The sequence below is a fragment of the Saccharopolyspora rectivirgula DSM 43747 genome (assembly GCF_000497205.1).
Lineage (GTDB): Bacteria > Actinomycetota > Actinomycetes > Mycobacteriales > Pseudonocardiaceae > Saccharopolyspora > Saccharopolyspora rectivirgula.
Genome location: NZ_AYJW01000072.1, coordinates 1 through 18632, shown reverse-complemented (window position 1 = coordinate 18632; position 18632 = coordinate 1). Strand labels below are relative to the sequence as shown.

The window sequence follows — 18632 nt, the reverse complement described above, 5'->3', positions numbered from 1 at the left end:
CCCCGCCGCTCCCCCGCTCGACGGAGTTGGTCTACGCCACTCCCAGCACCCCGGCCGCCACCTCCAGATCGGCCAAGAACCCCCGGTAGGCCTGCTCCCGATCGTCCGCCCGCAGGATCGCCGACGGGTGGATCGTGGCCACCAGCTGCGCCGGCCACGGGTCTTCCAGCCGCAGCACCGCGCCGCGCTCCTTCGTGATCCGGAACGACGGCCCCAGCAGCGCCTGGGCGGCCGTCGCCCCCAAGCACACCACCAGCTCCGGTTGCACCAGGCGCAGCTCGGCCTCCAGCCAAGGGCGGCACGCCATCACCTCGCCCCGGGTGGGCTTCTGGTGCAGGCGGCGCTTCCCGCGCTGCTGGGTGAACTTGAAGTGCTTGGTGCTGTTGGTGACGTAGACGGTGCCGCGGTCGATACCGGCCTCCACCAGCCCCCGGTCCAGCACCCGGCCGGCGGGGCCGACGAACGGCCTCCCCTGCCGGTCTTCCTGGTCACCGGGTTGTTCGCCCACCACCACGGCCCGCGCGGTCTCCGGGCCTTCCCCGAAGACCGCTTGGGTCGCACCGCGGTAGAGGTCGCACCCCCGGCACGACTGCACGGCCGAGCGCAGCTCGAACAGGTTCGCACCGGCCGGGATGTGCTCCGCTGCCGACATGGTCAGCCGGCCCGGTGGAACGGCCGGGGCAGTCCTCGGGTGCTGGCCGCCCGCACGAAGGTCGCCCGCGGGTCGTGCAGTTCGCCGAGGGCCACCACTTGCCGCCGGAACGGCAGTTCCAGCAGCCAGTCGCCCACGATGCGGGCTTTGTGGGACAGGGTGGGCATCTTCGCCAAGTGGTAGACCCGGTGCAGCATCCAGGCCGGGAAGCCCTTCAGCTTGATGCCGTACACCTCGGCGGCCCCGCGGAACAGGCCGAGCCCGGCCACCGATCCGGCGTAGCGGTGCCGGTAGTCCTTCATGGGTTCGCCCCGCAGCAGCGAGACGATGTTGTCGGCGAGCACCTTCGCCTGGCGCACCGCGTGCTGGGCGGAGGGGCTGGTGGTGGCCGACGGGTCGGTCTTGGTGAGGTCCGGCACGGCCGCGCAGTCACCGGCGGCGAACACGTTCGACAAGCCGCGGACCTGGAGTTTGGTGTTGCACTCGACACGGCCTTTGCCGTCCCGCGGCAGATCGCTGTTCTCCAGCACCGGGTGGGGCTTCACACCGGCGGTCCAGACGATCGTGTCGGCGTCGAACTCGTCGCCGTCGGAGAGCTTGACGTGGCCGTCCTGGAAGGACTCGGCGGTGGTGTTCAGCTTCACCTCGATGCCTTGTTCTTCCAAGCGCTTGCGGGTGTACTCCCCCATGGGCGCGCTGACCTCGGGCATGATCCGGTCCATGGCTTCGACCAGCACCCAGCGCATGTCCTCCGGGGACAGGCTCGGGTAGTCGCGGATGGCGTAGCGGGCCATGCACTGCAGTTCGGCCATCGCTTCGATGCCCGCGTAGCCACCGCCGACGAAGACGAACGAGAGCAGCTTCTTGCGGGTCTTCTCGTCCGCCACGTTCGCCGCGATGTCCAGTCTGGACAGCACGTGGTTGCGCAGGTAGATGGCTTCGCCGATGGTCTTGAACCCGATCCCCTGTTCGGCCAGCCCCGGGATGGGCAGCGCCCGGGCGACCGAGCCGAGCGCGACCACCAGGACGTCGTACTCGACCTTCTGGGTCTCGCCGTCGCCGAGCGTCACGGTCACTTCGTTGCGCGAGTTGTCGACGCCGGTCACCTCCGCGGTGAGCACTTCGCACCGGCGCAGCGCTTCCCGCAGCGGGACGACCACGTGCCGCGGTTCCAGGGAGCCGGCCGCCGCTTCGGGCAGGAACGGCTGGTAGGTCATGTGCGATTGGGCGTCGATCACGGTGATCCGCGCTTCTCCCGGGCGCAGCCGGGACTGCAGCCGCAGCGCGCAGGTCATTCCGACGTGACCTCCGCCGAGGATGACCACGCGTGGCTCAGGCATGCTTCAACTCTCCCCTCGCCCCGGCCCGGGTCCGGCGCGGATCGACGTGGCGTTCCGGGAACCGCCGCAGGTATTCCTGTTCGAGTTCGAAGGTGCGGGCGGTGTGTTCGCGCAGCGAATCGCTCGATCCGTGCAAGAAGGTGTCGTGGCGGGTGCGGTGCAGGTGTCGCAGTTCCCGCAGCAATAACTCGTCGGTCAGCTCGCTGGCCGGGATTCCGGCGTTCACTTCCATGTCGTCCTCCCGGGGTGGGGGCCACCGCCTGCTTCTGGCCGCGTCAATGGCGGTGTACCCCGGAAGGCGGGAACGGACACCTGGCCGGTGCAGGGGTGATCAGTCGCTGGCGCGTCCCGCGTTGGGCACTTCCGGGCCTTCGCCCAGCTGCCCGCTTCCGGTGGCGCGACGGCCCTCCCGAGTGGCGGCGAGGTGGGTTTCCGGGGCGCGCAGCCAGCTCAGCAGCGCCACCACAGCGGTGAGGCCGGTGACGGCGAAGGCCAGTTCGTAGGAGACCGCGTCGGCCAGCAGCCCGGCGATCACGGGACCGAGGATGGCGCCCAGGTCGGAGGCCATTTGGAAGGTGGCCAGCACGGGCCCGCCCTTGCCCTTGGCGCCGATCACGTCGGCGACCGCGGCGTTCAGCGGCGGGTTGAGCAGGCCGGCGCCGATCCCGGCCACCAGGGAGGTCGCCAGCAGCATCGCCACGCTGGTGCTGAAGCCGAGGCCGATCGTGCCGGCCGCGGAGACCACCAGACCGGCGAGCACCACCGGTTTGCGGCCGCGCTGGTCGGCGATCCGCCCGGACAGCAGCAGCACGGCCGCGTTGCCGGCGGCGAACACCGACAACGCCACCCCGGACATCGATTGGGTGGAGCGCAGCACTTCCACCACGAACAGGGGTACGAGGGCGATGCGCACGCCGTAGACCACCCAGCCGATGCTGAAGTTGGCCAGCAGCGAGGCCTGGTAGGCGCGTTTGCGCAGGGCCGCGCGGACCGTGATCGGCACCGCCTGGTCCTTCTCCGGCGGGGCGGCGAGGGTGGAGTTGCGCAGCAGCAGCCAGCCGACGAAGGCTGCGACGAAGAGCGCCACCCCGTAGGTGAGGAACGGCAGCCGCAGCGAGTAGCCGACCATGAGGCCGCCGATGAGCGGCCCGGAGATGTTGCCCAGCAGGAAGCCGGTGGCCCACAGGCCGGAGGCGCGGCCGCGCAGGTGGGGTGGGGCCAGTCGCACCAGCAGCGCCACCGAGGAGACGGTGAACATGGTGGATCCGGTGCCGCCCAGGCCGCGGAACACCAGCAGCTGCCAGTAGGAGCTGGCGAACGCGCAGGCGGCGGTGCTGAGCCCGACGATGGTGATGCCGCAGATGTAGATGGGGCGTTCCCCGAACATCGACACCAGCCGCCCGCTGGCCGGGGCGAACAGCAGCCGCATGAGGGCGAAGCCGCTGATGACCGCGGACACCGCGGTGACCCCGACGTTGAAGCTGCTGGCGAAGGCGGGTAGCGCGGGGGAGACGATCCCCATGCCGACCGCGATGATGAACGCACCGATCACCAGGACCCAGATCTCCCGCGGCAGTCTGCGGGAGCTGTCCGAATTCCCCACGGCCTTCTCCGAGTCAACCGAGCTGCTCAACACGCCCCCCGTTCGTGAAACACCTGGATCACGCTCGGACCCTCGGGCTCGCGCAGCGGGTTGCGCCGCAGTCCACCGGGAGCTGCTGCTGGGTTGCTGCTCGCTGGGACGAACCCCGGGTGCTTCACATCAGTTCGTCAACCCGGCGAGCATACGCCGTCACCTCGTAGACGGCCTCGAACCCGCAGGTGTCGGCGAACGCTTCCACCGCGCTGCCCTGTTCGCTGTGCGCGGCGATCAGCAGTGCTCCTCGCGCGTAGAGCTCGTGCGCGGTTTCCCCGACCAGTTCCCTGCCGATGCCGCGGCGGCGCCTCCCCGGGCGCACCAGCACCTGTTCTACCAGGCCCACGCCGTGTTCGACGAATCCTTGCGCGAAGCCGGCGATGCGGTCGGCGGCAGGGTCGTCCAGCACGAGGAAGACGCAGCGGGGGTCGTCGCTGCGGTGGCCGATGTTGCGCAGCAGTCGCTGCTCGGCTTCGGCGGGGAGTTCCGCGTCGTCGGCGATCAGCTCGGCGATCTCGGCGAGGTCCCGGTCTTCGGCGGGCCTGGCCCGGCCGCTGGTGCCTCGCCCGGCGCGGTGCACCAGGGCGACTTGTTCTTCGACGGCCATCCAGCCGGTGTCGTCGGCGATGCCGTCGATCTCGCTGACCGTGGTCGGTGACGCGTACAGCAGTGCTTCGTCCCGACCGGCTTCGGCGAAGACCTGCTCGAGGTCCAGCAGGGTGTTGGCCACTTCGGCGGAGGTGCCCCACAGGCCGAAGGCGTGGTTGGCCGTGGGCAGCGGGTTGTCCTGGTTGAGGACCACGGTTGCCGCTCCCACCCGGGTGCGCAGCCCGTAGCGGATGACCGCCGAGGACATCCGGGCGGTCTCCACTAGGCCGGCCAGGTCACGCGCTTGCCTCGGATCGAGCAGCGCTTCGTCATCAGGATCGTGCAACGGGTCCACGCCCTCATTGTCCAGCCAGCTGCCCGCTTGGCGAACCCCCGTCACGCGAACTGTCCACAGTAGCTTCTCAACGGCACCGGGAAATGGCTGATTTCCTGCTGCATCCAGGTGATCATTCAGCACTTCGCGCTGCTCATCCCCTACCGTCGGGAACCAGGTGGTGATCTTGCGGGAGGTGCCGTGTCCGGCGCGTTCAACGATGGCCTGCTTCCGTTACCAGAAGTGCAGCGGCTGCTGCGGGACCGCGGTTTTCCGCCGTGGCAGCGTCGGGTGTTGGAGAGGTTCGCCGCCGAGCTCGAGCACGGGTGGTACCCGTTGCTCAACCGGTTCGCGCCGGACACCCGCGACGACTGCCCCGACGCGGTGTTGATCGGCCCGGCCGGGGTGTGGAGCGTGCTGCTGCGGGAGAACCGGCCCGACTGGGAGGTGGTGCGCCGGGTTTTCAGTTGGACGGCCAGGCAGCTCAGCTGCGTGGAGACGCCCAGCGGTGTGTTGAGCGAGGCGCTGCTGCAGGCCGCGGTGGTGCACCCCTACAACCGCGGTGACACCGGCCGCCGCGGTGATTTCCCGGCGTTCACCGAAGCGGACCTGGACCGCATGTTCAAGTCCCGGCAGCGGTGGTTGGCCCGTTCCGAGGCGCACCAGATCGCCCGGTCCGTGGCCCAGCAGGTGCTCGCGCTGCAGCCGTTCCGCTGGAACGCGGGGTTGCTCCCGCACGCCCGGAAGGCGTCCGGGGGTCGGCAGATCAGCTTGGCCTCCCCCGCCCGGTTGCGCGAGCAGGACCGAGAAGCGGCGATGCGGCGCCGCGACTGGCGGGTCTTCCTGGACAGCACCCAGGTGGGGGTGCTGCGGCGGCACTACTCCGGCCCGGCCCGCTACACGGGGCCGGCCGGCACCGGCAAAACGGTGTTGGCGCTGCACCGGCTGGCCTACCTGGCGCAGCGCAAACCGGGCAAGTTGTTGTTCACCTCGCACGTCAGCAGCCTCACCCGAATAGCCGGGCACCAGTTCCAGACCCTGGCCCCGCACTTGGCCCACCGGGTCGAGTTCCAGCACCTGCACGGGTGGGCCAGCGAGTTCCTCCGCTCCCGGGGGTACGACTGCACCCCGGACGCGGACGCGGTGGACCAGATCTACCGCGAGGTGTGGGCGGACGAGGAGTTGACCGGGCCGCTGCGGCGGTTGCGCCCTTCCCCCGCCTACTGGAAGGACGAGATCGACTGGGTGATCAAGGGGCGGGGGATCGACAGCCTGGCCGAGTACGAGTCGGTGTACCGGGTCGGTCGGGGCATCACGGTGCGCACCGGCAACCGCAAGCACGTGTGGCGGTTCTACTGCCGCTACGAGCAGGAGCTGGCCAAGCAGGGTGTTTACGACCACAACGACGTGCTGGCCAAGGCGCTCGCCGAACTGGAGCGGGATCCGCTGCCCGAGCAGTACGCGGCCGTGGTGGTCGACGAGCTGCAGGACTTGACCTTGACCGGGCTGCGGCTGGTGCTGGCGATCAGCGGGCACGGTCCGGACCAGTTGCTGCTGGTCGGGGATGGCCAGCAGCAGATCTACCCCGGGGGTTGGCGGCTGTCGGAGGCGGGGATCAACCTGCAGGGCCGGGGTGAGGTGCTCACCCGCAACTACCGCAACCGGCGGGCGGTGGCCGAGCAGGCGGCGAAGGTGCCGGCGATCAACCGCTTCGAGGACTTCGACGGCGGGCCTTCGGTCAACTTGCGGTCCGCGGAGACCCTGCTGCCGGGTGGGACGGTCACCGTGTGGCGCGGCACCGACCAGGTGAGCGCCGTGGTGGACGCGCTGCGGAAGTCGGGTGATGTGTCCGACACCGCGGTGTTGACCGCCACGAACCAGGAGGCCGAGTACTGGTTGCGGGCGCTGCTGCGCGAGGGGTTCGACGCGTGCCCGTTGAAGTCGTGGGACGGCAGTGCTTCGCGGCGCATCCACGTGGGCACCGTGCACCGGGCCAAGGGGACCGAGTTCCGCGCGGTTTTCCTGCCGTTGGAGCCGCCGGTGGACAACGGTTACGGGGACGAGCTCGAGGCCTACCGGCGTCGCCTGGTGGTGGCCATGACCCGGGCACGGGATTCGCTGTGGATCGGGTTGCCCGAGTACTCGTCGCTGGAGTTGTGACCGGAGGTCTTCGAGCCGATATCGACCGGGGGTGCTGTGGTGCGCTGGGGCCCCAGCGCACCACGTTCTTCCACAGTGGAGTCCTGGTGGGAGTCGGCTGCGGTCCGCTCAGCGGGGCGCGTACATGATGAGGGCCACCCCGACCAGGCAGATCGCCGATCCGATGATGTCCCAGCGGTCGGGGCGGAAGCCATCGAAGACCACTCCCCACAGCAGGGAGCCGGCGATGAAGACGCCCCCGTAGGCGGCCAGGACGCGGCCGAAGTTCTGGTCGGGTTGGAGGGTGGCCACGAACCCGTAGATGCCGAGCGCGAGCACACCGGCCCCGGCCCACAGCAGTCCCCGGTGTTCCCGCACCCCCTGCCAGACCAGCCACGCGCCGCCGATCTCGGCCACGGCCGCCAGCAGGAACAGCACCACGGAACGCAGGATCGTCATGCGGCCAGGCTAGGAGCGGTCACCGCAGCGCATCCCATTACCCCTCACGGTGCAACGCGACTCATTCCACTTCGCCGGAGAAGAGCGAGTTGCTACTTTGCCTCGGCAACCACTGCCACCGGGAGGCCCTTGTGATCGACGGTTACCGAGTCAGCATGGAAAAGCTCACCCGTCTGGTGAACGACCTGGACCGGGCGGCTGACGAGATCGCTGCGGCCAACAACGCTCTGGCCAACGCGAAGGGGCGCGATCTGGGCACTCCGGGAATCGACAGCGCGGCCGAGGACTTCCAGGAACGCTGGTCGCACGGGATCGAAAAGCTCGGCGAGGGCGCCGAGGTGACCAGCAAGGCCCTCGACGCCGCTCGAGCCGCTTATGCCCAGTTGGAGAACGAGGTCTCCAACTTGATCGCTTCCACGGTCGGCGGTGAGCAGCAACCCCCGGGGAGCAGCGGGACCTCTTCCGGGGAAGGGCCGTCGGCCATCGAGCAGCGACTCGGCGGGCTGTGACCTTCCGCCACCCGGGGAGCGTTGGTGAACACCCGAGCGTTGTTCCGCAATCGGTATCGAATCCGCTGAACGGACGGAGGTCCAGCGATGTCCGCCGAAGACTACCCGGCATTGGGGTTCAACCCAGCCCCCGGGACCGTGGCCACCATCGACTCGGTGGCCTCGGACCTCAAGCGGGTTTCCGAGAAGATGGGCAACGCCCATCAAGCCCTCACCGGGATCAGCCGTCAGGACGGGCTGTGGGCGGGGAAGGCCGCTGAAGCGTTCAAGGGAACGGTCGACGAACTCCCGAAGTACCTGGACCAAGCGCACCGCTCCCTCGGCGGAGCCGCGAAAACGCTGTTCCAGTGGGCCCAAGACCTGAGTGCTCTGCAGCAGAAAGCCCGCGACTGCGAAGCCCAAGCAGCTGCCGCCCAACAGCGGGTCCGTCACGCCGAGTCCAATCCGGACTTCAACCTCGCTGGACAGCACTTCCCGGACCAGGCTTCCCTGCAGCAAGCGCAGGCCAGGCTGGATGCCGCGCAGGCCGCGCTCAGCAAGGCGAACGCCGAGTTGGAAGCCATCCGCGAGCAGGCCGGACGCTTGCTGAACCAGCACGCCGACCTGGCTCAACAGGTGGAGAAAGCGCTTCGCCGAGCTGCCGATGAAGCGCCGGAGAAACCCGGACTGCTGGAACGCATCGGTGACGCGTTCGAAGAACTCGGTCAAGCCATCAGCGATGTCGCGGACAAGGCTTGGCAGTGGGTCAAGGACCACGCCGACGTGATCAAGCAAGTCGGCGACGTGCTCAGCAAAGTGGGCAATGTGCTCGGTGTGGTGGCGATCGCGACGTCCTGGATTCCCGGGGTGAACGCGGTGACAGCCGGTGCGGCGGCGACCGTCAGCGCCGCAGCGTTGGGCACGAAGGCACTGGCCAAGGCCGGTGGCGCGGACGTCTCCTGGGGGTCCATGGCAACGGACGCGATTGGAATCATCCCCGGTGGCCGCTTCGCGGCCGGCGCGAAGAACGCTGTGAAGCAGGCAGCGAGGGCGGGCAAACCACTGGCCCCCAAGGCGATAACCGTCGAATCCAAAGTTCTGCAGAACACAACGGGGGTCACCGGCAAGGTGAACATAACCCCGACCACCATGGCCGAACTCAAGGCCAATCCCAAAGAAGCGATCGAGAACGCTGCTGCGTACACCCACGCGAAATCGGTCGACCTGCTGAACAAAATACCGCGGGTGAACATCGACCCGTTCTCCACGAGCGGGATCATCTCCGGGGCTGCTGTCGAATCCGTCAAGAAGGTGGGCGTGCAGCAAGCCGGGCAGTACGCGGGCGATCAGGCCGAGTCCTACTACAAGCAGAAAATCGGGTGATCCTATGACCAGCGCGAATCACCCCGCAGCACCTGCAGCGGAACTGGAGCAGCTCCGGGCCATCGCCCGCCAGTGGGGGCGTGCGGCTTGGGCGCAGCCCTGCGAAGCGATCCCCTTCCGGTGGCGGAAGTTCGATCTGAAGAACTTCTCCGGCCGGCAGGAATTGGGGACGCTGCCGCTCTGGTACAAGCTCTGCTGGGTCTTCGCCCTGCCGTTCATGCTCGTCTTCGTATTGATCTACAGCATCTTGAACGAGCTCTGGCTGGCGGGCGACCTGAAATCAGAAGACGGGAAGACCGATCGGAAACTCCGCCCGGGACTGATCCAGGTCCGCGGCACCACGAAGAACTCCTCCGCGACCGCGCTCATCGACAACGTCAAGAAAGCTCCACGACCACTGTGGCTGGTGTTCAGCCAAGACCACTTGGCCGTGCTGTCCTTCGACAAGGAGGACAACGAACCACGCCTGGTGTGGCGAACCGACCCGTCGGCCCGCGTCCAACTCCGCCACGCCGTGCGCAACAGCATCGAGATCACCTGGCCGGACCGGGCCGGAGCGGCCTTCTACCCCACCAGCGAAGAACGGGCCGCTGTCACCGAATTCCTCAGAGCAATCCGAGGCGGCGCACGATGACCGAACCAGCTTCCGCTCAACCGAACTACTCGATCCTGCTGCCGGAAGGATTCGTGGAACTCCCCGGCGGCGAGCCCACCGAGGCCAAACTGCGCACCCTCGCGGGAGCGGTTGCCACCAGGTTCGGCCTGCCCGCCGACACCGAGATCGACCAGGGGCTCGCCGCGACAGCGGCCATGCTCATGACGGTCGGCGCCTCCTCCGCCGCGGGCGGTGCGCACTACACCGCTGCCGCGGTCTACCGGTCCAAGCGGCAGCCGGAGCGGCCGGTCATGGTGTTGGTGAACTGCTTCTTCATGGCCTCCCAGCACAGCGCACCGCACATCGCCGTCGAAGGCCTGGAACAGTACTTCGGCAGCAGACCCGACACCACGGCGGAGCGGTTGCGCCTGCCGGCCGGTGAAGCCGTGGTGGCCCGCACGGCGACCACGAATCTGTTGCAGGTGAAGGATTCCTCCGTGGAGATCACCAGTCATTCGATCACCGCGTGGCTGCCGAACCCCACCGGGACTGGAGTTCTAGGGGTCGCCGTCACCAGCAACAACACCGAGGACTGGGACGACATCGTCGACCTGGCCCAGGGGATCTTCCAGACCGTCGAGTGGGAGCAGGAAGAGCTCGTCCACTGACCGGGCCGAACCCGCCGCCGGCCCGGGTGGCGGGTTCGGTCACTGGGGCGCCTGCGCCGCCCGCCGCTCGGCCTGCAGGATCTCGTCGAGCTCCCGGAGCGCGCCGGAGGCGTTCTCGATGGCGGTGAGCTGCTCTTCGCTGAGCTGGGCGAGGGCGGTGCGGATCGTCCCGGACCACGCGCTGTCGATGGCTTCCTTCTCCCCCAGCAATTTCTCGGTGGGCACCAGCTTGGTCACCCGCCGGTCCTCGGGGTCCCGTTCCCGCTCCACCAGGCCGCGTTCGACCAGCACCCGCACGGCCGCGCTGACGTTGCTCTGCTGCATGCCGAGCAACCGGGCCACCTCGGTGACCGTGCTGCCGGGGGCCCGCAGGACCTGCTTGAGCACCGCGATTTCGCTGGCGGGCAGCGGTTTGATGCCCGCCGCCTCGGGCACGAGCCGCTGGATCGTCCAGGCCAGGTCCCGCAGCACGGTCGCCAGCTCCTGCTGTGCCGACACTCCAGGGTCCGCGTTCATGCCCAGCACCATACCCGTATGACGGCATAGGTATCTCCGGTTGACCAGCGGTGCTGGACGTCCTCACCGAGAGCTGGGTCGGTCCGCTCGGGTGCCTCCGAAGTCGCGCTGTTCCACCGAACCCCCGGCACGGCGGAAATACCCTCCAGAGACCACCGGCACCGCTGCCGCGACTTCCCCACCATTGGCATTTCCCCCAGCACCGAACCACCGCCATCGACCGGTATGCCGTTTATACGAAAAATTTCGGTATCTGAACGTATCCTTCTCGCGACAGCAAGCGATCAGCATCGCGACGAACCTTGGCACGACCAGCGCACGGAAGGATTCCGGACGTGGGAAGTCGGGATTACAGCGATACGACCAAGAAGGCCCTGTTCGCTTTGAGTTTCGGCCGGTGCTACTTCCCCGATTGCGCCAATCGCGTGGTGGAGATGGCAGGGGAAACACCGATCGTGACAGCTCAGATCGCCCACATTCGCGCAGCGAAGAAGGGAGGACCAAGATACGACGAGAACATGACCGACGAGGAGCGAAGAAGCTTCTCCAACCTCCTGGTCCTGTGCACTTTCCACCACAGGCTGATCGACACGAAGCCGACCGGGGACAACTATCCGGCTGAACTCCTCCAGGAGTGGAAGGAGCAGCACGAAGGACAGCTTTCGAAGGACCTGGCTGCTCTCACCGAAGAAGACCTGACCGAGTTCCTGAACAGCACCCTGGAAGAGCTCATAGCTGAGACGAAAAGCGAACTGCTTGCTGCGATCGAGAAAGTTGAAGCGATCAGCCGAGAAAGCGCCGAACTGCTCCGCACGTTGGTGAACGAAACGTTCAGCAGTCCCGCCATCGACCCCGACACCGTGGCGGTGCTCGCGGAGTCGACGCAGGCCTTCAACAACCTTCCCGACTACGCTCCTGTGCTGCTGGAGTCCTCGCGACGCTTTGACCACCTGCCGGACTACACCCCGATGTTGCACGCGTCTTCGCGAGGACTCGAACACCTACCGGACTACGCTTCAATGCTGCACGAATCGGCTCAAGGACTGCTCAACTTGCCCGACTACGCGCCAATGCTGCAGGAATCATCGCGCACGCTCAACCACTTGCCGGACTACGCGCCAATGCTGCAGGAAACGACTCACGACCTCAAGAACGCAGTCGCCGAAATGAAGCAAACAATTCAGAGAGCGGAAAGGCTTGAAACCTCCAGTTATTTTTCCACCATCAACACCGCAACGAGCAAAATGGAGTCCATTTCGGACGACATAACCGAGAGCATTCAGGGCTTGCGAGCAATTTCCGCAGCGCCCCTGGGAACCCGCCCTCCTGATCGGTGGACCTACATCCGAAACGGCATGATCGCAGGAGCTGCGATCGCAACTCTGCTCATGAGCACGATCTGGTACTTGGTTGCCCATTGACCTCGGCAGCCTCAGGATCTCCTGGAAACCGAACGGCAACCTCGCACGCTCGCGCTGGCCCGAGCAGCTGGACGCGCATGAGCACGGGACCATCGCGAACCTCGCCAGGGCCGCCACCTGCCGCGACAGTCAACTCCTCGTGCGCCAGCACACCAGGTCCTGGTCGTTCCCGCCCGGAGGACATGCCGCACCGGGGTGAACGGAGGGGGAAGTCGCCCCGGTCGTGCGCTCGCCGAAGAACTCCACATCGGCCCCGAGGTAGGGACGAACGCGGTCGCTTCGAGGACGGTGCGGCACCAGGAACTGCCCTCGTCTTCTACACGTCCACCAGGGCCGCAGAACGGTCGCCGTGTTCTGCGGCGCTGGCAGCAAGCTGGTTGGAGACCGGACCGACTCGGGGAGACTCGTCCCGTTCCAGGCGCATCCGGTCAGGACAGCGGGCTCACTGCCGGCGACGGCGTCCCAGGCGGGCGATGGCGCGGCCAGCGAGTCCGATGGCGAAGACGACGAGTCCACCCAGGACCGAGGTCCAGGGCAGAGCAGCAACGAGGGTGAGGCAGCCGACGAGGCCGAGGACGGTCAGCCACCGGGGCGCATGCCGCTGGTCCGCGGGAAGGGAGAAGGCCGAGGCGTTGGTGATGGCGTAGTAGACGAGCACCCCGAACGAGGAGAACCCGATCGCCCCGCGCACATCGAGGGTCAGCACCAGCACGCACACCACGACGCCGACAACGAGTTCGGCACGGTGGGGAACCCGGTGGCGAGGGTGCACGGCGGACAGCCAACCCGGCAGGTCGTGGTTGCGGGCCATGGCCAACGCGGTGCGCCCGACACCGGTGATCAGCGCCAGCAGTGCGCCGAGACTGGCCACCGCCGCGCCTGTGCTGGCCGCCGCCGCGAGACCGGCGAGGTTCCCGACCTCCGTCGCCTCGACCAGGGGTGCCGCGGAGACGGCGAGCCGAGCCGGACCGAGGGCGAGCAGTGCGCTGGTCCCCACCACGGCGTACAGGACGAGCGCGACGGCCAGCGCGATCGGGATGGCGCGGGGAATGGTCCGCTTCGGATCGCGCACCTCCTCGCCCATCGTGGCGATGCGCGCATAGCCCGCGAAGGCGAAGAACAGCAGTCCGGCAGCCTGCAAGACACCGGGCACGCCGCCGCTGGTCCACTGCTCGACCGAGCCCAGGTGGTCTCCGCTGAGCTGCCCACCGCCGAGGACGCCGACCAGCACCACGGCCAAGGCCAGCAGGGTGAGGGCGAGCAGGACGCGGGCCACCCCCGCGGTCTTGGTCACGCCGAAGCAGTTGACCGCGGTGAACGCGATCACGGCCGCAGCCGCGAGCGGTTTGGCGTGGTCAGCGGTCAGGTAGCTGGCGAAGGTCAACGCCATGGCCGCGCACGAAGCCGTTTTCCCGATGACGAAACCCCACCCGGCGGTGAAGCCCCACCACTCCCCCAGGCGTTTCCGACCGTAGACGTAGGCACCACCGGACTCGGGGTGGGTCGCGGCCAACGCGGCGGAGCTGGTGGCGTTGCAGTAGGCCACGGCACCGGCCACGGCCAGACCGATCAGCAGGCCGGTACCGGCCGCCTCGGCCGCAGGCGCGAACGCGGCGAAAACACCAGCGCCGATCATCGAAGAAAGCCCGATGACCACGGCATCGGCCGTGCCGAGACGACGCGCCAAGCCGCCCGTGCCAGTGGGGAAGTCGCGGTGGTCGGGGTCGCTCACTCAGCAGCCTCGCCCTCGTCGGGATGGAGAACTCCGCCGGCCATCTCGGCCACCGCGTCCACCGTCCCGAAGAACTCCGGGTGCGGGAATCCGATCAGGGCGAACCCGCTCGCCGCGGTCGTCGGGAAGAGGAACTCCGAACCCCGCGTGCAGGAACACCGCCCGACCGGCGGCCGGATCGAAACGGCCCGCGCCGAGCCACCAGGTCGCAGCACGCCGAACGCGGGTCCACCTGGCGCGGTCCCTGGACGTTCCACGGCGCTCCTCGCCGATGGCCCCCACATCGTTCCACGGCGTCGGTTCCCGGTACAACAGGAGCGATCACGTCTCCGCCGCACACCCCGGTGGTTGGTCCTGGCCCACCGCGCAACGCCCTGCGGGGCGGAACCCCAAGCGCGCCTGGGAGCTGAGCGGTCGCAGCGGCACCGACCCGGAACCACCAGTGCCCGGCACAGGGGCCCCGACCGGCCGCGGCCGTCCACGAACGCTGGACCTGTGCTCGCCCTGCCCTTGGCTGGTCCTGGTCCGATCCCGCGGCCGGCGCCGCGCCGGCGGCGAACACGAACAAGGCCCTGACCAGCGAACGAACGCCAGCCAGGGCCGGTGAAGAACCTGGTGGAGGTGCCGGGAATCGAACCCGGGTCCTCCGTGGTCTCACCAAGGCTTCTCCGTGCGCAGTCCGCTTTGCCTCTACTCGGCCCCACCGGTCACGCGGACAAGCCGGTGTGACGGGCCCAGTCGCTGTTCGATGTCCCGATGAGTCCCGCGACCGGACTCACCGGTGAGCCTCCTCGCTGATGCCGGATTCCGGGTCGGAGGCACTCCCGGTCCGACAGAGTCGCTACTCGCTGATCAGGCAGCGAGAGCGAACTCGCGCTGACTCTTCTTGTCGGCGCTTATTTGTTCACGGCGACGCTTAACGGTGGTCTGCCGCCTGCACCGGCACGCTTCCCTTGGGTCAACTCACGGAGTCGAAACCGTTCACCCCCTTGCTCGCATCGGTTCGGTCGAACCTGCATTCAGGATAACTTGTGAATCAAGCTGGTTGTTCCCAGTCCCCGCCGAGCCCGAGCAACCGAGCCGGCGTCTCGTGGAGCACCGAACGCAGGAAGTCCAGCCCCAACCGGTCGTCGGCAGCGGCCCAACCGGCGATCGCCGCCAGCTGCTCGGCGTAGGGCTGCGGGATGTTCGGGAAGTCCGTCCCCAGCACGACCCGGTCCGCGTTGGCCACCAGCCGGGACGTCCAGTCCTCCGGCAGCGGACCGATGTGCTCCTCGGTGAACGCCACCCCCACCATCGTGGTGTCCACGTGCACCCGGGGATAGCGCTCCACCAGGTCCAACGCGGCGGCGTAATCGGGCATTCCGGCGTGCGCCAGCACCGCCGTCAACCTCGGGTGCTGCCGCAGCACCTCCTCGAAGAGGTCCAGACCGGTGTGCGTCCCGCGCAACGGCCCGTGGCCGCAGTGCACCACGGCGGGCACCCCGGCCTCGGCCAGCAGGCCCCAGGCCTCCCGCAACTGCTCGTCCCGCGGGTCGAAAGCACCGACCTGGACGTGCACCTTCACGCAGCGGGCGCCGTTGCTCAACGCCTCTTCCAAGTACCTGGCGACCCCGGGCTCCGGGAAGATCGTCGCGGTCGGCACCGCCTCCGGAACGCCGGCGGCGAACTCGGCGATCCAACCGTTCAACCACTCCGCCATCCCGGGCTTGTGCGGGTACACCAGCGGGGCGAACGCGACCACCCCGAGGTCCCGCAGGATCTGCACCCGGGTGCGCTCGGCGTGCCGGTAGCGCACCGGCCACGGCATGCCGTAGTGCTCCTCGGACCGGTCGAAGTAGGCCCACACCTTCCGCATCACCCTGGCGGGCAGGAAGTGGGTGTGGATGTCGACCAGCCCGGGCAGGCCCAGTTCCGCGACCCAGGCCTGCACCTTGGCGTCGTCCTGCGGTCCCAGCGCTACCTCCGGCCCTTGCGCGCACGGGCGATGGCCCGCTGCATCTGGCGCTGCGCGTCCCGCCGCGCGATGTCCTGCCGCTTGTCGTACGACTTCTTACCGCGGGCCAACGCGAGCTCGACCTTCGCCTTGCCGTCCGAGAAGTACATCGACAGCGGGACCAGGCTCAGCCCGGTTTCCTTGAGCTTCCCGGTCAGCCGGTCGATCTCCCGCCGGTGCAGCAGCAGCTTGCGCGAGCGGCGCGGCTCGTGGTTGGTCCACGTCCCCTGCGTGTACTCGGGGATGTGGACGTTGCGCAGCCACACCTCGCCGTCGTCGATCGTGGCGAAGGCGTCAGCCAGCGAAGCCTTTCCCTGCCGCAGGCTCTTCACCTCGGTCCCGGTGAGCACGATGCCGGTCTCGTAGGTGTCGATCACCGACCAGTCGTGCCGCGCCCGGCGGTTCTGCGTGATCAGCTTGCGGCCGCGTTCCTTCACCATGAGAACAACTTTACAAGCGGACGTACAGCCGCAAGGTCACGTAACCGGTGATCGCCGAGACGGTCCCGGCCACCAGCAGCAGGATCGGCGACACCAGCGCGATGTCACCCCACTCGATCGCCGGAATGACCCCGGTGTTGAACACCGGCTGCATCACCCGGTCGATGAACGCGACCTTGGAGATCAGCAGACCGATGATCGCCAGGAACGCGCCGATGAGACCGGAGACCAGCGCCTCCAGCAAGAACGGCAGCTGCGTGTACCAGCGGGTGGCGCCGACCAACCGCATGATGCCGGTCTCCGTGCGCCTGGTGAACGCCGAGAGCTGGATGGTGTTGGAGATCAGCAGGATCGCGGCCAGCGCCTGCACCAGGGCGACCGAGAAGGTGGCGTTCCGGAAACCGTTCAGCAGGGAGAACATCTGGTCGAGGTAGTCCGCCTGGTCGACCACGTGGTCCACCCCGGGCTTGCCGGTGAACCGCTCCTGGAGCACCGTGAAGCGGTCCGGGTCGTCCAGCTTGATCCGCAGCGAAGCGGGCATCCCCTCGGGGCGGGCCACCTCCTGCAGCTCCGGCTGCGACTCGAACACCCGCTTGAAGTTCTCGAAGGCCTCCTGGCGGCTTTCGAACTCCACCGACTCGACGCCGGAGAGGCTCCGCAGCTCCTGCTTCAAGCCCGCACACGGCTGCTGGGTGCAGTCCTCGTCGTTGGCGCTGACGTCATCGGTGAGGTAGACGACGACCTCGACCTGATCCTGGTAGGTCTGCTGCATCTTGTCGATCAGGCGGACCACCAGCAGACCCCCACCCATCAGTCCGACCGAGATGGCCGTCGTCAGGATCATCGCGATGGTCATCGTGACGTTGCGGCGCAGGCCGTTGATGACCTCGCTGATTACGAAGCTCGCGCGCATCCTCTGTCAGCTTTCGGGGATCGGGGTTTCGGTTGGCTCGGGTGCGGGCTTCCGAGCGGCCCGCAGGACTTGCTCGCGGATCAACGCCCCATTCCGTAAATGCCGCGGGCGTCGTCGCGGACCACCTGGCCATGGCTCAGCTGCACCACGCGCCGCCGCATCGAGTCCACGATCGAGTGGTCGTGCGTGGCCATGAGAACGGTGGTGCCGGTGCGGTTGATCCGCTCCAGCAGCAGCATGATGTCCTGGCTGGTGTCCGGGTCGAGGTTCCCGGTCGGCTCATCGCACAGCAGCACCAGCGGCCGGTTGACGAACGCCCGAGCGATCGCCACCCGCTGCTGCTCACCGCCCGAGAGCTCGTTGGGCATCCGGTCCGCCTTGCCCTCCAGGCCGACCAGCTGCAGCACCTCCGGCACCACCCGGGCGATGGTGTGCCTGGGCTTGCCGATCACTTCCAGGGCGAAGGCGACGTTCTCGGCGACCGTTTTGTTGTTCAGCAGCCGGAAGTCCTGGAACACGCAGCCGATGCGCTGGCGCAGCCGGGGGACCCGGCGGCGCGGCAGCTTGGCGACGTTCCAGTCGGCGACGAACACCCGGCCGCGGGTGGGAACCTCCTCCCGCAGCAGCAGCCGCAGGAAGGTCGACTTCCCGGAACCCGACGGACCAATGAGGAAGACGAACTCGCCCCTGTCGATCGATACCGAGACGTCGTCAAGCGCAGGCCGCGGCGACGTCTTGTACGTCTTGGTCACGTGCTCGAGCCGGATCACAGGCCGTGAGTCTACCCGGGCACTTTTGAGTGATGAACTCTCACCCGTTCTAACCGAAAACCGGAAATTTGTTGACGCTACGGCGCAATCGCTACCCGGTTCGGGTCAACTCCGTGCCCTGCGGCTCAGGAAGCGGCGCGGCCTTCCTCCTGCTGCTGTTGCTGCCGGCGCCACCGGATCCCGGCCTCCAGGAAACCGTCGATCTCCCCGTCCAGCACGGCCTCCGGGTTGCCCACCTCGTAGTCCGTGCGCAGGTCCTTGACCATCTGGTACGGGTGCAGCACGTAGGAGCGCATCTGGTTGCCCCAGCTGGAGCCGCTGTCCTTGAGCGCGTCCAGCTCGGCGCGCTCCTCCTCGCGCTTGCGGGCCAGCAGCTTGGACTGCAGCACGCGCATCGCGGCGGCCTTGTTCTGCAGCTGCGACTTCTCGTTCTGGCAGGAGACCACGATGCCGGTCGGCAAGTGGGTGATCCGCACCGCGGAGTCGGTGGTGTTCACGCTCTGCCCACCCGGGCCGGAGGACCGGAAGACGTCCACCCGGATGTCCTTCTCCGGGATCTCGA

The 18632-nt window shown here is 68.0% G+C and carries 20 protein-coding genes and 1 other RNA gene; 6 read left to right on the top strand and 15 right to left on the bottom strand.

Going from position 1 to position 18632, the window contains the following annotated elements:
- Positions 1 to 31 precede the first annotated feature (31 nt).
- The 5 genes from SREC43747_RS0116510 to SREC43747_RS0116490 form a co-directional block, all read right to left on the bottom strand.
- Complete coding sequence (locus SREC43747_RS0116510) at positions 32 to 652, bottom strand: UdgX family uracil-DNA binding protein (protein ID WP_029722431.1); 621 nt, start codon at positions 650 to 652, stop codon at positions 32 to 34.
- Positions 653 to 654: 2 nt separating this feature from the next.
- A complete protein-coding gene (locus SREC43747_RS0116505) occupies positions 655 to 1992 on the bottom strand; it encodes an NAD(P)/FAD-dependent oxidoreductase (RefSeq protein ID WP_029722430.1) in 1338 nt (445 codons plus the stop codon).
- A complete protein-coding gene (locus SREC43747_RS0116500) occupies positions 1985 to 2224 on the bottom strand; it encodes a DUF6158 family protein (protein ID WP_029722429.1) in 240 nt (79 codons plus the stop codon). Before SREC43747_RS0116500 ends, SREC43747_RS0116505 begins: the two co-directional genes overlap by 8 nt.
- Before the next feature lie 99 nt (positions 2225 to 2323).
- On the bottom strand, positions 2324 to 3625 hold the full coding sequence (locus tag SREC43747_RS0116495) for an MFS transporter (protein ID WP_236623237.1): 1302 nt from the start codon (positions 3623 to 3625) through the stop codon (positions 2324 to 2326).
- 124 nt (positions 3626 to 3749) lie between these two features.
- Positions 3750 to 4571 (bottom strand): GNAT family N-acetyltransferase, encoded by an 822-nt coding sequence (locus SREC43747_RS0116490; RefSeq protein ID WP_029722427.1) that lies wholly within the window; start codon positions 4569 to 4571, stop codon positions 3750 to 3752.
- 180 nt (positions 4572 to 4751) lie between these two features.
- Here SREC43747_RS0116490 and SREC43747_RS19930 point away from each other — a divergent pair, with 180 nt between their 5' ends.
- Complete coding sequence (locus SREC43747_RS19930) at positions 4752 to 6710, top strand: UvrD-helicase domain-containing protein (protein ID WP_037332342.1); 1959 nt, start codon at positions 4752 to 4754, stop codon at positions 6708 to 6710.
- Positions 6711 to 6818: 108 nt separating this feature from the next.
- On the opposite strand, the gene SREC43747_RS0116480 is transcribed toward SREC43747_RS19930, so the two are convergent.
- The gene (locus SREC43747_RS0116480; RefSeq protein WP_029722425.1) at positions 6819 to 7148 is read right to left on the bottom strand and encodes a YnfA family protein; all 330 of its coding nucleotides are present in this window, start codon (positions 7146 to 7148) and stop codon (positions 6819 to 6821) included.
- 131 nt (positions 7149 to 7279) lie between these two features.
- Here SREC43747_RS0116480 and SREC43747_RS0116475 point away from each other — a divergent pair, with 131 nt between their 5' ends.
- The 4 genes from SREC43747_RS0116475 (at position 7280) to SREC43747_RS0116460 (ending at position 10282) form a co-directional block, all read left to right on the top strand.
- Positions 7280 to 7657, top strand: coding sequence for a DUF6317 family protein (locus tag SREC43747_RS0116475; protein WP_029722424.1), 378 nt, complete (start codon positions 7280 to 7282; stop codon positions 7655 to 7657).
- An 87-nt stretch (positions 7658 to 7744) separates the two neighbouring features.
- A complete protein-coding gene (locus tag SREC43747_RS0116470) occupies positions 7745 to 9019 on the top strand; it encodes a putative T7SS-secreted protein (protein ID WP_051388100.1) in 1275 nt (424 codons plus the stop codon).
- Positions 9020 to 9023: 4 nt separating this feature from the next.
- Positions 9024 to 9653 (top strand): hypothetical protein, encoded by a 630-nt coding sequence (locus SREC43747_RS0116465; protein WP_029722422.1) that lies wholly within the window; start codon positions 9024 to 9026, stop codon positions 9651 to 9653.
- Complete coding sequence (locus SREC43747_RS0116460; RefSeq protein ID WP_029722421.1) at positions 9650 to 10282, top strand: hypothetical protein; 633 nt, start codon at positions 9650 to 9652, stop codon at positions 10280 to 10282. The genes SREC43747_RS0116465 and SREC43747_RS0116460 overlap by 4 nt, the downstream gene beginning before the upstream one ends.
- A 39-nt stretch (positions 10283 to 10321) precedes the next feature.
- Here the strand turns inward: SREC43747_RS0116460 and SREC43747_RS0116455 are convergent, their stop codons facing one another.
- A complete protein-coding gene (locus SREC43747_RS0116455; RefSeq protein ID WP_051388101.1) occupies positions 10322 to 10798 on the bottom strand; it encodes a MarR family winged helix-turn-helix transcriptional regulator in 477 nt (158 codons plus the stop codon).
- A 335-nt stretch (positions 10799 to 11133) separates the two neighbouring features.
- Between SREC43747_RS0116455 and SREC43747_RS20340 the strand changes: the two genes are divergently transcribed.
- Positions 11134 to 12219, top strand: a complete 1086-nt coding sequence (locus SREC43747_RS20340; protein WP_051388099.1) for a hypothetical protein — start codon at positions 11134 to 11136, stop codon at positions 12217 to 12219.
- 442 nt (positions 12220 to 12661) lie between these two features.
- Here the strand turns inward: SREC43747_RS20340 and SREC43747_RS0116445 are convergent, their stop codons facing one another.
- The 8 genes from SREC43747_RS0116445 to SREC43747_RS19925 form a co-directional block, all read right to left on the bottom strand.
- Positions 12662 to 13855: an APC family permease gene (locus SREC43747_RS0116445; RefSeq protein WP_152528447.1), complete on the bottom strand. Its 1194-nt coding sequence runs from the start codon at positions 13853 to 13855 to the stop codon at positions 12662 to 12664.
- Between the two features lie 92 nt (positions 13856 to 13947).
- Entirely contained in the window at positions 13948 to 14208 is a 261-nt protein-coding gene (locus tag SREC43747_RS0116440; protein WP_152528446.1) for a hypothetical protein, read from the bottom strand.
- 356 nt (positions 14209 to 14564) lie between these two features.
- Positions 14565 to 14940, bottom strand: a transfer-messenger RNA (tmRNA) gene (ssrA, locus tag SREC43747_RS20700).
- A 47-nt stretch (positions 14941 to 14987) separates the two neighbouring features.
- Positions 14988 to 15908: an amidohydrolase family protein gene (locus SREC43747_RS0116435; RefSeq protein ID WP_029722415.1), complete on the bottom strand. Its 921-nt coding sequence runs from the start codon at positions 15906 to 15908 to the stop codon at positions 14988 to 14990.
- 2 nt (positions 15909 to 15910) lie between these two features.
- Positions 15911 to 16387: an SsrA-binding protein SmpB gene (gene smpB, locus SREC43747_RS0116430; RefSeq protein WP_029722414.1), complete on the bottom strand. Its 477-nt coding sequence runs from the start codon at positions 16385 to 16387 to the stop codon at positions 15911 to 15913.
- A gap of 10 nt (positions 16388 to 16397) precedes the next feature.
- A complete protein-coding gene (ftsX, locus tag SREC43747_RS0116425; RefSeq protein WP_029722413.1) occupies positions 16398 to 17300 on the bottom strand; it encodes a permease-like cell division protein FtsX in 903 nt (300 codons plus the stop codon).
- 80 nt (positions 17301 to 17380) lie between these two features.
- Positions 17381 to 18070 carry a cell division ATP-binding protein FtsE gene (ftsE, locus tag SREC43747_RS0116420; protein WP_029722412.1) on the bottom strand — a complete coding sequence of 230 codons (690 nt, stop codon included), beginning with the start codon at positions 18068 to 18070 and terminating at the stop codon, positions 17381 to 17383.
- Between the two features lie 125 nt (positions 18071 to 18195).
- Positions 18196 to 18632: peptide chain release factor-like protein (locus SREC43747_RS19925; RefSeq protein ID WP_037332338.1), on the bottom strand; the 437-nt coding region annotated here is incomplete at its 5' end.